The organism is Pantoea sp. UBA4549 (genome assembly GCF_002387285.1).
GTDB classification, from domain to species: Bacteria; Pseudomonadota; Gammaproteobacteria; order Enterobacterales; family Enterobacteriaceae; genus Pantoea; species Pantoea borealis.
In genome coordinates, this window is record NZ_DGLH01000008.1 from 126,436 (window position 1) to 139,022 (window position 12,587).

Genomic DNA, 12,587 nt, shown 5'->3' on the forward strand with positions numbered 1-12,587 from the left:
TATATTTCACCTGACTCGTTGCGCTTCTCATTTGGTGCCGGTTTTCAGCCTCGCCGGTTAACGTCCGCAGCAGAACCAGGGAGCAGAACATGCAGCGATGTGGCTGGGTAACAGCAGATCCGCTTTACGTGAATTATCATGACCAGGAGTGGGGCGTGGCGCAGCGAGACAGGCGCGCCCTGTTTGAGATGATCTGCCTTGAAGGGCAGCAGGCGGGCCTCTCCTGGATCACCGTGCTGAAAAAGCGTGAAAACTACCGTCAGGCGTTTCATGATTTTGAGCCGGCAGCCGTGGCGCGGATGAACGAGAAAGATATCAACCGTCTGATGCAGGAGAGCGGGCTGATCCGCCATCGCGGTAAGCTGGAAGCGATTGTCCAGAACGCACGTGCCCTGCTGGCGCTGGAAGCAGAGGGCGAAGACTTTCCCTGCTTTATCTGGTCATTCGTGAACGATCGCCCCATTTTGCACCATTATGCTGATTACCGGCAGGCACCGGTTACTTCCGAACCGGCAATAGCGCTCTCAAAAGCCCTGAAGCAGCGCGGCTTCAAATTTATCGGCCCCACAATATGCCACGCATTTATGCAGGCCTGCGGGCTGATTAACGATCATCAGACGACCTGTTTCTGCCATCCTGATAATCTTTAACGCAAAAAGTTACATTTTCAGATTCAGCCTCACGAATTTCCCTATCTTTGAACGGCATAATAGTGGCTTTCCGGGACTGTTACCCATAAGTATATTGAGGGACTGATGATGAAAAAGCGTGCTCTGACGCTGGCCTTATTTGTAAGCGGCAGCCTTGCGCTGTCGGGTTGTACCACCAATCCTTATACCGGCGAATCGCAGGCGGGTAAATCCGGAATTGGTGCGGGTCTGGGCGCCGTCGTCGGTGCCGGAGTAGGCGTGCTCTCCTCCTCCAAAAAAGATCGTAAAAAAGGTGCGCTGATCGGCGCGGCATCTGGTGCAGCGCTGGGTGGCGGCGTGGGGTATTACATGGATGTTCAGGAAGCAAAACTGCGTGACAAAATGCGCGGTACGGGCGTCAGCGTAACCCGTCAGGGCGACAACATTGTTCTGAATATGCCAAACAATGTGACCTTTGACTCCAGCAGCGCGACGCTGAAAACGGCCGGTGCTAACACCCTGAACGGCGTGGCAATGGTGCTGAAAGAGTATCCAAAAACTGCTGTTAACGTTGTCGGCTATACCGACAGCACCGGGTCGCGCGCGCTGAATATGCGTTTGTCGCAGCAGCGTGCTGAAAGCGTGGCCAGCGCACTGGTGCTGCAGGGCGTAGCACAGAATCGTCTGCGTACGCAGGGCATGGGTCCGGATAACCCGGTTGCCAGCAACAGCACTGAAGAGGGGAAAGCGCAGAACCGCCGCGTTGAGATCACTCTCAGCCCGCTGAACTAAGTACCCAGCCGGCCTGCGCCCGCAGGCCGGTTTTCTGAACCCTTCCGGAAATAACTGGAAACCCTTCCAGAAAAGTGTGTATACTGCCTTCGCTGTCTGAATACTACACTGGATCATACCAGCGTGACGAAAACTTAACCGGTCGGATACGCCCATGTCACTCAAAGCGATCGCTACCGCTCTTGGCCTCTCTGTTACCACCGTCAGTCGCGCGTTAAACGGCTACGATGACGTGGCGGAAACAACACGACAACGCATTCAGGACGAAGCGCGCCGCCGCGGTTATCGTCCAAACATTGCGGCACGCCGCCTGAAAACCGGCCGGGCAAATGCCGTCGGGCTGGTATTACCCGTCAGCACTGCCTCGCTTAACGACAGCTACTACAGCGACATGCTGCTGACGCTGGATCGGTGTCTTGCGCGTCAGGATATCGACCTGCTGCTGCTGCCTGATAAACCGCGCGATCAGCAGCGCAATTTACTGCGCATGCTGCGCAGCGGCGCGCTTGATGCGCTGATCGTTACCCATACCACCCCGTACGATGCCCGCCTGCAGCGCCTGCAGCAGAAAGGGTTTCGCTTTCTTACCCTCGGCCGTAGTGAGCTGCCGCAGCCCTACGCCTGGTTCGATTACGATAACTATGCGGGTGCACAGCTGGCAGCACAGCACGCCCTGCAGCAGGGACTGAGCAGGCTTGCCTGGCTCGGCACCGATGAGCCGGGCACCTATATCATCGATCGCCGCCGCGGCTTTCTGGATACGCTGCAGGCTGCCGCACAGCCCGCAGAATTTGTCGCGTCACTGCCGCCCACCCGCCGTGCCGGTCTGCAGCAGACGCTCGCCTGGCTACGCCATCCAGCGCCACCGCAGGCCATTATCACCGACTGCAGCACGCTCGGCGAGGGCGCTGCAATTGCGCTCCAGCAGCAGCAGCAGCTCTCCGGTACCGGCGCGATAGCGCTCTACGTATATGACGGCCTGCCCCATGACTCGATCATTGATCATCCGGTTAATGTGATTCTGCAAATCTCTCAGCAGCGTATCGGCGAATGCGTGGCAGATATGGTGCTGCAGCTGCTGGCAGACAGACCGGTTACCGAGTTACAGACGCTCTGGCAGCCGGTTTTGCGCCTGGCCGCTGACGCCTGATGATGGCGTGCCGCGCGTGCTGTGGTAGTCTTCGCCTGATTTAACTTCTCAGGGATATGCAATGAAAACCAGGCCGCCACGCGCCACAATCAGCGATGTTGCCCGCACGGCAAATACCGGTAAAACCAGTGTTTCCCGCTATCTGAACGGGGAAGAACACCTTCTCTCGCCCGATCTGAAAACCCGCATTGAACAGGCAATTGACGCGCTGAATTATCGTCCCAGCCAGATGGCGCGCGGCCTGAAACGCGGCCGCACGCGATTAATTGGCCTGATCATTGCAGATATTACCAATCCCTATTCTGTGGATGTGCTGAGCGGTATTGAAGCCGCCTGCCGCGCCCGCGGTTTTACGCTACTGATGTGTAACACCAACAATGAGGTCGATCTGGAGCAGCACTATCTGCAGCTGCTGAGCAGCTATCAGGTTGAGGGTATTGTGGTTAATGCAGTGGGTATGCATGAGGTAGTGCTCAACCGGCTGCAGCAGTCAATGCTGCCGATGGTGTTGATCGACCGTAAAATTCCTGAGTTCGCCTGCGATGTCGTCGGACTGAATAACCAGGAAGCAGCCTGCCACGCCACGCGCCATCTGCTGGATAACGGCTATAACGCACTGCTGTTTCTCAGTGAGCCGCTGGGCAGCGTCAACACCCGCCGCGAACGCCTGCGCGCCTTTTTCGCCACCGCAGGCGCTGCGCCGGACGCAGTGGCGGAGAATGCGGAAGTGCCGCTGCATCAGCCTGCCCCTCTGGAGCAGGCGCTGCTGAACTTCTATCAGCAGCATGCCGGCAGACGCGTCGCCGTGATAGCCGCCAATGGGGCCCTGACGCTGCAGGTGGCCCGGGCGCTCCAGCGCCTGGAGCTGGTCTGGGGTAAAGATATCGGCCTGCTGGGGTTTGATGAACTGGAGTGGGCGGCGCTGGCCGGCGTCGGTATCACCACGCTGCGTCAGCCTACGTGGCAGATTGGCTATGCGGCGCTGGAACAGGTGATCACCCGCATTGACGGCAGCGATGCGCCCATACGGGATCAGGTTTTTTCCGGCGAGCTGATCGTTCGCGGGTCGAGCCAGCCGCTGCGCTGAGATCGGGACCTGATACTGACTTCGTGAGCAGGATCATAAATCCGCAGTCTGCGTCTTTCCTTTGGAACCGGTTCCATCTAACGTTTTCTTAACGATTGGGAGGCAGTTTGGTGCCCGGAGAGACGTAATGAGACCAGAAATTATTGTAGTGACTGCCGCCTATGGCGCGCATAAAATTGCCGAGCTTGGCGGGCAGATCCGCCTGCTGCCGCTGATCAAAGCGGCCGGCGCTGACGGCGTTGAGATCCGTCGCGAGCTGTTCAGCGACACTGAGCTGCTGCAGTTGCCGGAACTGGGCCAGACGGCGCGTGAGCAGTCGCTGCAGGTCAGCTACTCGGTACCGGAATCGCTGTGGCTGGCAGATGGTGCACTCAACCCACGCCTGGCACAGTTTTTTCATGAAGCAGAACAGCTCGGTGCGCAGCGGCTGAAGCTCGCTATCGGCCACTTTGTTCAGCTGGCTGACCCGCAGCTGGTGGAAATCCTCGCGTCTACGTCTGTGACGCTGGTTATTGAGAACGATCAGACTGCTGACAGTACGCTGGCGCCGATGCTGCGCTTTTTTCACCATACCTGCGATGCCGCGCTGCCGCTGGATATGACATTTGACATGGGAAACTGGCTCTGGACGGGCGAGGATGCGCTGCAGGCCGCTCACCAGCTCAGTCGCTATGTCAGCTATGTGCACGTTAAGGCGGCGGTTGCGCATCGCGACTCGTTTCGTGCTATCGCCCTTGATGAGGCGGATGAGAGCTGGCGCACGCTGCTGCACGCCCTGCCCGCTGATGCACCGCGCGGTATTGAGTTTCCGCTGGAAGGCGGCGATCTGCTGGCGGTAACCCGCCACTATGTTGACCTGCTGCGTGCTGCGTGAGGAGCCTGCCATGACACACCATTCTCAACTTGATGTCGTTACCATTGGCGAAGCGATGGCGATGTTTATCGCGCAGCAAACCGGTGACCTGGCAGCGGCAGAGCGCTTTATCAAGCGTATTGCCGGTGCTGAACTGAACGTTGCCATTGGCCTGGCGCGGCTTGGCCTGCAGGTTGGCTGGGTCAGTCGTGTAGGTGATGACAGCTTCGGACGCTTTACGCTGCAGCAGCTGGCAAAAGAAAACGTTGATCACCGCTGTGTAACCACGGATCCCCGCTACCGTACCGGCTTTCAGCTGAAAGCACGCGTTGACGACGGCTCCGATCCGGAAGTGGAATATTTTCGCAAAGGATCGGCGGCAAGCCATCTCTCACCGGAAGATTTCAATCCGGACTATTTTGGCAGCGCGCGCCACCTCCACCTGAGCGGCGTGGCCGCTGCACTCTCTGACTCCTCGCTGGCGCTGCTGCAGTATGCAGCGCAGTCCATGCGCGCGCAGGGCAAAACCATCTCTTTCGATCCCAACCTGCGTCCGGTGCTGTGGCGCAGCGAAGCAGAGATGCGCCAGCAGCTTAATGCGCTGGCAGAGTATGCCGACTGGGTGCTGCCGGGTGAAAAAGAGGGCTATATCCTGACCGGCTATCGCCAGCCGGAAGCCATTGCTGATTTCTACCTCGATAAAGGCGTGAAAGCCGTGGTGATCAAAACCGGCTGCGACGGCGCCTGGTATAAAACGGCACAGGGCGAAAAAGGCGTGGTCGCCCCGGTGCTGGTCGACAACGTGGTGGATACCGTAGGCGCAGGCGACGGGTTTGCCGTAGGCCTGATCAGTGCCCTGCTGGAAGGTAAAACGCTGCCGCAGGCGATTCTGCGCGGCAACAAAATCGGATCGCTCGCTATTCAGGTGGCGGGCGACAGCGAAGGTTTACCCACCCGCGCGGCGCTGGGTGATTACTGATCTACTGCGCCGGCACAATACTACTTACCCTACAACACTATTATTCTGAGGCGCATCCACGGAATGTGCCCGCCTCAACCAGAGGAGTCACGCATGAAATCGCAGACAATCGCGCCAAAACGCTGGTGGTATATCATGCCCATCGTGTTTATCACCTACAGTCTGGCGTATCTGGACCGGGCGAACTTCAGCTTCGCCTCTGCCGCCGGCATCAATGACGATCTCGGCATTACCAAAGGCATGTCATCGCTGCTGGGCGCGCTGTTTTTTCTCGGCTACTTTTTCTTTCAGATCCCTGGTGCTATCTATGCCGAGCGGCGCAGCGTAAAAAAACTGATTTTCTGGTGCCTGATCCTGTGGGGTGGCTGCGCTTCGCTGACCGGTATCGTCAGTAACATTCCGATGCTGGCGGCGATCCGCTTTATCCTCGGCGTGGTAGAAGCGGCCGTCATGCCCGCGATGCTGATCTATATCAGTAACTGGTTTACTAAATCGGAGCGCTCGCGCGCCAATACCTTTCTGATCCTCGGCAACCCGGTCACCGTACTGTGGATGTCAGTGGTATCCGGCTATCTGATTAATGCCTTTGGCTGGCGTGAGATGTTTATCATCGAAGGTTTTCCGGCGGTGATCTGGGCCATCGCCTGGTGGTTCCTGGTGCAGGACAAACCGGCGCAGGCAAAATGGATGAGCGATGAGGAAAAAGCCGCGCTGCAGGCGCAGCTGCAGAAAGAGCAGGAAAATATCAAAGCGGTGCGCAACTACAGTGAAGCGTTTCGCAATCGCAATGTGATCATTCTTTGCATGCAATATTTTGCCTGGAGTATTGGCGTATACGGCTTTGTGCTGTGGCTGCCTTCCATTCTGCGCAACGGCACGCAGATGGGTATGGTGGAAGCGGGCTGGCTCTCAGCGGTGCCTTATCTGGTCGCCACTATCGCCATGGTGGTGGTGTCGTGGGCGTCAGATAAAACGCAAAACCGTAAACTGTTTGTCTGGCCGCTGCTGCTGATTGGTGCCCTGGCGTTCCTCGGCTCTTATCTGGTAGGTCCGGGCAATTTCTGGCTCTCCTATGCGCTGCTGGTGATTGCCGGCGGAGCCATGTATGCCCCTTACGGTCCTTTCTTTGCCATCATTCCGGAAATGCTGCCACGCAACGTTTCAGGTGGTGCTATGGCGCTGATTAACAGCATGGGCGCACTGGGTTCCTTTATCGGTTCATGGATTGTCGGCTATCTTAATGGAGCAACCGGCAGCCCGGCCGCGTCTTATATCTTCATGGGTTCAGCCCTGCTGGTTTCGGTCTGGCTGACGCTGATCGTCAAGCCTGCCGCAAACAAAACGCCGCCAATTCCCGGGGCGAAGCACGCCTGAAAGCGTAAGAAATGACTTCTCCGGGCGGCACCTGCCGCCCGTCACCTATTTCTACAGGAAGCTATTCATGAAACCTGCTGTGATCCTCTACAAAAGCCTGCCTGACGATCTGCGCCGCCAGCTCGACACCCATTTTCGCGTCACTGAAGTAAAAGATGTCACACCAGAAACGGTGCATCAGCATGCAGACGCCTTTGCACAGGCAGAAGGCATTATCGGTTCCGGTGGCAAGGTCGATGACACGCTGCTGTCGCATATGCCGGCGCTGCGCGCCTGCTCCACGGTCTCTGTCGGCTACGACAACTTTAACGTTGATGCGCTGAATCAGCGCAAGGTGCTGCTGATGCACACCCCGACGGTACTGACCGAAACCGTAGCGGATACCATGATGGCGCTGGTACTGAGCACCGCACGCCGCGTGGCCGAGCTGGATAAATGGGTCAAGGAGGGGAACTGGAAAAAGAGCATCGGTCCGGATCTGTTTGGCACCGACGTTCACCATAAAACCATGGGAATTCTGGGCATGGGCCGTATTGGTCTGGCGCTGGCGCAGCGCGCCCATTTTGGTTTTGGCATGAATATTCTCTATAACGCCCGCCGTCAGCATGAAGAAGCAGAGAGCCGTTTTCAGGCACGCGCCTGCGATCTGGAGACGCTGCTGAAAGAGAGTGATTTCGTCTGTATCAGTCTGCCGCTGACCGAACAGACACACCACATGATTGGTGCTGCGCAGCTGCAGCTGATGAAACCCGGCGCGATTCTGATCAACGCGGGTCGCGGCCCGGTGGTGGATGAGCAGGCGCTGACGGCCGCGCTGAAAGCGGGCACCCTGCTGGCGGCCGGACTGGACGTTTTTGAGGTGGAACCCGTTCCCGCTGAGGCGGAGATCCTTACCCTGCCGAACGTGGTGACGCTGCCGCATATTGGTTCCGCCACGCATGAGACGCGCTACGGCATGGCCCGTGATGCGGTTGAAAACCTGATCGCCGCCCTGACCGGTACACCGGATAAAAACTGCGTTAACCCGCAGGTTCTGCGCTGATGCGACCGCTTTAGCCATTGCGCCCGCCTGCGGCGGGCGTTATGGTGGTTTTCTCCATTCTCTTTCACAAAATTTTTACTTCCTATGTCCTTTTCTCAGTTCGGCGACAAATTTACGCAACCCACCGGTATCTCCCGTCTGATGGAAGATATGGGAGAGGGGCTGCGCACTCCCGGCACCATCATGCTGGGCGGCGGTAACCCGGCACAGATCCCGGCGATGAATGACTATTTTGATCAGCTGCTGCTGCAGATGCATAAAGATGGCACGCTGAGCGAGGCGCTGTGCAACTATGACGGCCCGCGCGGCAAGGCGCAGCTGCTTGCATCGCTTGCCACCCTGCTGCGCGAGCAGTTTGGCTGGCCCATCACGGCGCAAAATATTGCGCTCACCAACGGCAGCCAGAGTGCGTTTTTCTACCTGTTTAATCTGTTCGCCGGACACCGCGCCGACGGCAGTAAAAAGCGCGTGCTGTTTCCGCTGGCGCCGGAATATCTTGGTTACGCCGACGCCGGTCTCGAGGAGGGATTGTTTGTTTCAGCGAAGCCCACCATCGAGCTACTGCCTGAGGGGCAGTTTAAATATCATGTCGATTTCGATCATCTGCCGCTGAATGAGGATATCGGGCTGATTTGCGTCTCGCGCCCGACTAACCCGACCGGCAACGTGATCACTGATGATGAGCTGTTGCAGCTGGATGCGCTGGCACAGCAGCACGGTGTGCCGCTGTTAATTGATAATGCCTACGGCGTGCCCTTCCCCGGTATTATCTTTAGCGAAGCGCGCCCGCTGTGGAATCCCAATACTATTCTCTGCATGAGCCTTTCCAAGCTCGGCCTGCCTGGCGCACGCTGCGGGATCATTATTGCTGATGAAAGCACCATTGGCGCGCTGGGCAATATGAACGGCATCATCAGTCTGGCCCCCGGCAGCATTGGTCCGGCGCTGGCAAACGAAATGATTGTCCGCGGCGATCTGCTGCGCCTGTCTGATGAGGTTATCCGCCCGTTTTATCAGGCTAAAGTGGCGGAGACGCTGGCGATCCTGCGCCGCTATCTGCCCGAAGATCGCTGCCTGATCCACAAGCCAGAGGGGGCCATTTTCCTCTGGCTCTGGTTTCGCGATCTGCCTATCACCACTGAAGTGCTCTACCAGCGTCTTAAGGCGCGCGGTGTGCTGATGGTGCCAGGCCACTTTTTCTTTCCGGGACTGGAGCAGGCGTGGCCGCATACGCATCAGTGCATGCGCATGAACTATGTGCCGGAAGCGGCAAAGATTGAGCGTGCAGTACAGATTCTGGCGGAGGAGCTGGAGCGCGCACTCCGCGAGGCCGAAAGCGTTACGCTACCCTCAGACGGGAACCGGGTTTAAGCACCCGTAACCGCCTGCAGCCTGAGAACAGGAAGCCCTTATGTCCGTAAAAGATATGCTGTTAGCGCTGTGCGTCGTCGTGGCGTGGGGCGTCAATTTTGTGGTGATCAAACTCGGGCTGCAGGGCATGCCGCCTTTTCTGCTGGCAGGATTGCGCTTTGCACTGGTGGCGTTTCCGGCTCTGCTTTTTGTAAAGCGTCCGGCTATTCCGCTGCGCTGGCTGGTAACCTATGGCATGACGATCAGCTTCGGACAGTTTGCCTTCCTGTTTTTAGCCATCAAGCTTGGCATGCCCGCCGGGGTCGCCTCGCTGGTGCTGCAGGCGCAGGCGTTCTTCACCCTGCTGCTGGGCGCGCTGCTGCTGGCTGAGAAGCTGCGCTGGAATCACATTACCGGCATTGTGATTGCGACGCTGGGTATGTATCTGCTCGCCAGCGCCGGTATGACTGGCCAGACGGCAGGCGGCATTACCCTGACAACCATGCTGCTGACGCTGGCGGCGGCGGCCTCCTGGGGGCTGGGCAATATCACCAATAAAGTCATTCTGCGCAATCACCGTGTGCCGGTAATGTCGCTGGTAGTATGGAGCGCGCTGGTGCCGGTTATTCCCTTTTTCGCCTGCTCGTGGTGGTTTGAAGGCAGGACGCTAATCGTGCACAGCCTGCAGGGAATTTCACTGCAGACTATTCTGGCGCTGATCTATCTTGCGTTTATCGCCACTATCATCGGTTATGGCATCTGGGGCCGGCTGCTGAGCCGCTATGAAACCTGGCGCGTCGCGCCGCTGACGCTGCTGGTGCCGGTGGTGGGTATTATCAGCGCGGCAATCGTGCTGGATGAAGCGCTGACCACACAGGAGCTGCTGGGCGCAGCGGTGATCGTTGCCGGTCTGCTGATCAATGTCTTTGGCGGCCTGCTGAGCCAGCGCCTGCTCTCCCGCGCCTGATCCTGGCCAAAAAAAACGCCGCATTGCTGCGGCGCCTGAGGCTTGTGTGACAGCCTTATTTCAGAATTTCAATCCGGCGCGGTTTCGCTTCTTCAGGAACGATGCGTTCCAGATCGATACTCAGCAGCCCGAGTTCGAGACGCGCGTCGCGCACCACGATGTGATCGGCCAGCTGGAATTTACGCTCAAAATTACGCTCGGCGATGCCCTGATAAAGATATTTGCGCTCTGGCTGCTCTTCAGGGTGCGCGCCGCGTACCACCAGCATATTGTCGTGGGCGGTGATATCCAGCTCATTCTGAGCAAAGCCCGCCACCGCAATCGTAATGCGGTAGTGGTTTTCATCCACCAGCTCAACATTGTAAGGAGGATAGCCTCCGTTCGCCTGATTCTGATTGGTTTCCAGCAGATTGAACAGACGGTCGAAACCGATGGAAGAACGATAAAGTGGAGAGAGATCAAAGTTACGCATAATAAGACTCCTGATAATCAGCAAGTTTTGGCAACCTTCCACTATGGACAGGTTGTCCGGCCCGGCACTGTCCCGTGCGGCAACAGTCATACGGCCGTAATGTGAAAATGGGTATGGTAGCGATCTTTTCAAGGGCCGCCGGCGTGATTTTTTTGCAGCAAAACCGGTGAGATGACATACACTCAGGAAACCCTGCACCTGCACTGAAAACAGGGCCAGAGAGCGCTGATGACGTCAGGTGACCTATTGCTGCCAGGGATGCAGCCATGACTGAAGGGATGATGACGATGAAGATGATAAAACGTTTTCCGCTGACCGGCCTGCTGGTGTGCTGTGTGATAACCACTTCCGGCTGCTCCAGCATGATGTCGCACTCCGGCGGCAGCCAGGGTTACTATCCTGGCACGCGCGCCAGCGCAAAAATGCTCACTGATGACGATACGGGCTGGGTGCTGAAGCCGCTGGCGCTGCTCGATCTGCCCTTCTCTGCCGTGCTGGATACGCTGCTGCTGCCGTGGGACTACTTCCACGCCGGTGAGGATAAGCGCGGTACCTCACCGCGCGAACGCGTACTGCAAAGTGAAAAAGAGGCCAATACGCAGGCAAGCCTCGCTACGGCTGCGGCGATGCCGGCGTCGCACTGACGCAGAACAGCTGGCGCCAGCCCGCTACTTCTCGCATATAGGCGATCTGATTTCCGTCCGGCGACCAGACCACCGCGTCGCCGCTCAGCGCGGCAGCACTGACTGGCGTCAGTGGCGTACAGCGACCGTCAGCTATTTCACAGCGCATCACACGCCCGGCGCTGATAAAGGCGATGGCATCCCCCTGCGGATGCCAGCTGAAAGCAGACTGGATACTGCTGCTGAGCCGGGTGATCTGCCGCGGCTCACCGCCATTAGGTGACACGCTCCAGAGCTGAATGATGCCCTGTTCATCCGCCAGCAGAAAGGCAATGGCGCTGCCGTCCGGAGCCGCGCGCAGCCAGTGACGCGGCTGCAGCGCCAGGCCCCGGGTCTGCGTCAGCCGTCGCTGCTGCACGCCCGCTGGCGGTGCCGGCAGCCGGGTATCGCTGCCCTCCAGCGGCGAACTGCCGGGACGGGCGTAATCAGTCAGCGCCTCCGGTAAATCAACGATAAAGACTTCCGGCACTTTTTGCCCGCTGGCGTCGCGCGTGTCGCCGATAAAGGCGATAGCCCAGCGCTGCCAGCTGCCGTCTGCTTTCTGATAGCCGCGTTCGCCTATCCAGCACTCTTCATAGGCGCGATCGATCGCATCGCTGCCGGGCTGCGGGTCACGCTGCGTCTGGCTGATCAGCACGCAGTAGTGACTGCCATCATACTCACGCGGATGTTTTTCAGCCGGGCAGACCGGATGCAGCGGCACGGCTACGCCGACGTTACGTAAATCCTCGCGCGGGTCCCGTTCATGCATTACATGGTCGTTGTAGGTAAAGCTGAGGCGGGTGCCGTCCGGACTGAAGACATGTACATGCGATCCGCCACGCAGTGCACCCGGCGTATAGGGCGCGGTAATATCGCAGGCGTCCAGCGTTTCCGCATGCCCCTCCTGCACGATGACGCCACGGCGATGATGAAAATCGTAATGCCAGTCTGCATCAGGATGTTCCGGGCCATGAATACAGACGTAGCGCGGCGGCAGCTCGGGGCTGACGGTCACCACGCCAACGTGAGCACCGTCGCGTGCCTGATAGAGAACGTCAACGGCGCCGGTAAAAACGTTAACCCGCTCAATGGTCAGGCCGGTAAAGGAGGCACCGGAGGGGCGCACGTCAAATGCCAGCCACTGGCTGTCGGCGGTCCAGACGTTGATATTGGTCAGCTGATGATGCCGCTGCGCAAAGGTAAACTGTTTTTCTGACATGGGATGCT

At 58.2% G+C, this 12,587-nt stretch carries 13 protein-coding genes; 11 read left to right on the top strand and 2 right to left on the bottom strand.

What is annotated here, in order from left to right; all coding sequences use genetic code 11:
• Positions 1-89 precede the first annotated feature (89 nt).
• The 10 genes from B3041_RS06360 (at position 90) to B3041_RS06405 (ending at position 10,223) form a co-directional block, all read left to right on the top strand.
• Complete coding sequence (locus B3041_RS06360; protein ID WP_065647864.1) at positions 90-650, top strand: DNA-3-methyladenine glycosylase I; 561 nt, start codon at positions 90-92, stop codon at positions 648-650.
• A gap of 108 nt (positions 651-758) precedes the next feature.
• Positions 759-1,421, top strand: a complete 663-nt coding sequence (locus B3041_RS06365; protein WP_065647925.1) for an OmpA family lipoprotein — start codon at positions 759-761, stop codon at positions 1,419-1,421.
• Positions 1,422-1,575: 154 nt separating this feature from the next.
• Positions 1,576-2,571, top strand: a complete 996-nt coding sequence (locus B3041_RS06370; protein ID WP_292970167.1) for a LacI family DNA-binding transcriptional regulator — start codon at positions 1,576-1,578, stop codon at positions 2,569-2,571.
• Between the two features lie 61 nt (positions 2,572-2,632).
• Positions 2,633-3,658 carry a LacI family DNA-binding transcriptional regulator gene (locus B3041_RS06375; protein WP_292970169.1) on the top strand — a complete coding sequence of 342 codons (1,026 nt, stop codon included), beginning with the start codon at positions 2,633-2,635 and terminating at the stop codon, positions 3,656-3,658.
• Positions 3,659-3,785: 127 nt separating this feature from the next.
• A complete protein-coding gene (locus B3041_RS06380; protein ID WP_292970171.1) occupies positions 3,786-4,532 on the top strand; it encodes a sugar phosphate isomerase/epimerase family protein in 747 nt (248 codons plus the stop codon).
• A 10-nt stretch (positions 4,533-4,542) separates the two neighbouring features.
• Complete coding sequence (locus B3041_RS06385) at positions 4,543-5,490, top strand: sugar kinase (RefSeq protein WP_065647868.1); 948 nt, start codon at positions 4,543-4,545, stop codon at positions 5,488-5,490.
• 93 nt (positions 5,491-5,583) lie between these two features.
• The gene (locus tag B3041_RS06390; protein ID WP_065647869.1) at positions 5,584-6,864 is read left to right on the top strand and encodes an MFS transporter; all 1,281 of its coding nucleotides are present in this window, start codon (positions 5,584-5,586) and stop codon (positions 6,862-6,864) included.
• Between the two features lie 67 nt (positions 6,865-6,931).
• Entirely contained in the window at positions 6,932-7,906 is a 975-nt protein-coding gene (ghrB, locus tag B3041_RS06395) for a glyoxylate/hydroxypyruvate reductase GhrB (protein ID WP_292970174.1), read from the top strand.
• A gap of 84 nt (positions 7,907-7,990) precedes the next feature.
• Complete coding sequence (locus B3041_RS06400; RefSeq protein WP_065647871.1) at positions 7,991-9,277, top strand: valine--pyruvate transaminase; 1,287 nt, start codon at positions 7,991-7,993, stop codon at positions 9,275-9,277.
• Positions 9,278-9,317: 40 nt separating this feature from the next.
• Complete coding sequence (locus B3041_RS06405) at positions 9,318-10,223, top strand: EamA family transporter (RefSeq protein WP_292970177.1); 906 nt, start codon at positions 9,318-9,320, stop codon at positions 10,221-10,223.
• Positions 10,224-10,278: 55 nt separating this feature from the next.
• Here B3041_RS06405 and ibpA read toward each other — a convergent pair whose 3' ends face one another.
• On the bottom strand, positions 10,279-10,695 hold the full coding sequence (gene ibpA, locus B3041_RS06410) for a small heat shock chaperone IbpA (RefSeq protein WP_039381531.1): 417 nt from the start codon (positions 10,693-10,695) through the stop codon (positions 10,279-10,281).
• 287 nt (positions 10,696-10,982) lie between these two features.
• On the opposite strand from ibpA, the gene B3041_RS06415 reads away from it, so the two are divergent.
• Complete coding sequence (locus B3041_RS06415) at positions 10,983-11,339, top strand: YceK/YidQ family lipoprotein (RefSeq protein WP_065647926.1); 357 nt, start codon at positions 10,983-10,985, stop codon at positions 11,337-11,339.
• Here B3041_RS06415 and B3041_RS06420 read toward each other — a convergent pair.
• A complete protein-coding gene (locus tag B3041_RS06420) occupies positions 11,308-12,579 on the bottom strand; it encodes a DUF3748 domain-containing protein (protein WP_292970180.1) in 1,272 nt (423 codons plus the stop codon). The genes B3041_RS06415 and B3041_RS06420 overlap by 32 nt on opposite strands.
• Positions 12,580-12,587 lie beyond the last annotated feature (8 nt).

Bases quoted from the DNA above. Each gene is read 5' to 3' on its own strand.
- B3041_RS06360 (WP_065647864.1), top strand. From the start codon at position 90: ATGCAGCGATGTGGCTGGGTAACAGCAGATCCGCTTTACGTGAATTAT.
- B3041_RS06365 (WP_065647925.1), top strand. From the start codon at position 759: ATGAAAAAGCGTGCTCTGACGCTGGCCTTATTTGTAAGCGGCAGCCTT.
- B3041_RS06370 (WP_292970167.1), top strand. From the start codon at position 1,576: ATGTCACTCAAAGCGATCGCTACCGCTCTTGGCCTCTCTGTTACCACC.
- B3041_RS06375 (WP_292970169.1), top strand. From the start codon at position 2,633: ATGAAAACCAGGCCGCCACGCGCCACAATCAGCGATGTTGCCCGCACG.
- B3041_RS06380 (WP_292970171.1), top strand. From the start codon at position 3,786: ATGAGACCAGAAATTATTGTAGTGACTGCCGCCTATGGCGCGCATAAA.
- B3041_RS06385 (WP_065647868.1), top strand. From the start codon at position 4,543: ATGACACACCATTCTCAACTTGATGTCGTTACCATTGGCGAAGCGATG.
- B3041_RS06390 (WP_065647869.1), top strand. From the start codon at position 5,584: ATGAAATCGCAGACAATCGCGCCAAAACGCTGGTGGTATATCATGCCC.
- ghrB (WP_292970174.1), top strand. From the start codon at position 6,932: ATGAAACCTGCTGTGATCCTCTACAAAAGCCTGCCTGACGATCTGCGC.
- B3041_RS06400 (WP_065647871.1), top strand. From the start codon at position 7,991: ATGTCCTTTTCTCAGTTCGGCGACAAATTTACGCAACCCACCGGTATC.
- B3041_RS06405 (WP_292970177.1), top strand. From the start codon at position 9,318: ATGTCCGTAAAAGATATGCTGTTAGCGCTGTGCGTCGTCGTGGCGTGG.
- ibpA (WP_039381531.1), bottom strand. From the start codon at position 10,695: ATGCGTAACTTTGATCTCTCTCCACTTTATCGTTCTTCCATCGGTTTC.
- B3041_RS06415 (WP_065647926.1), top strand. From the start codon at position 10,983: ATGAAGATGATAAAACGTTTTCCGCTGACCGGCCTGCTGGTGTGCTGT.
- B3041_RS06420 (WP_292970180.1), bottom strand. From the start codon at position 12,579: ATGTCAGAAAAACAGTTTACCTTTGCGCAGCGGCATCATCAGCTGACC.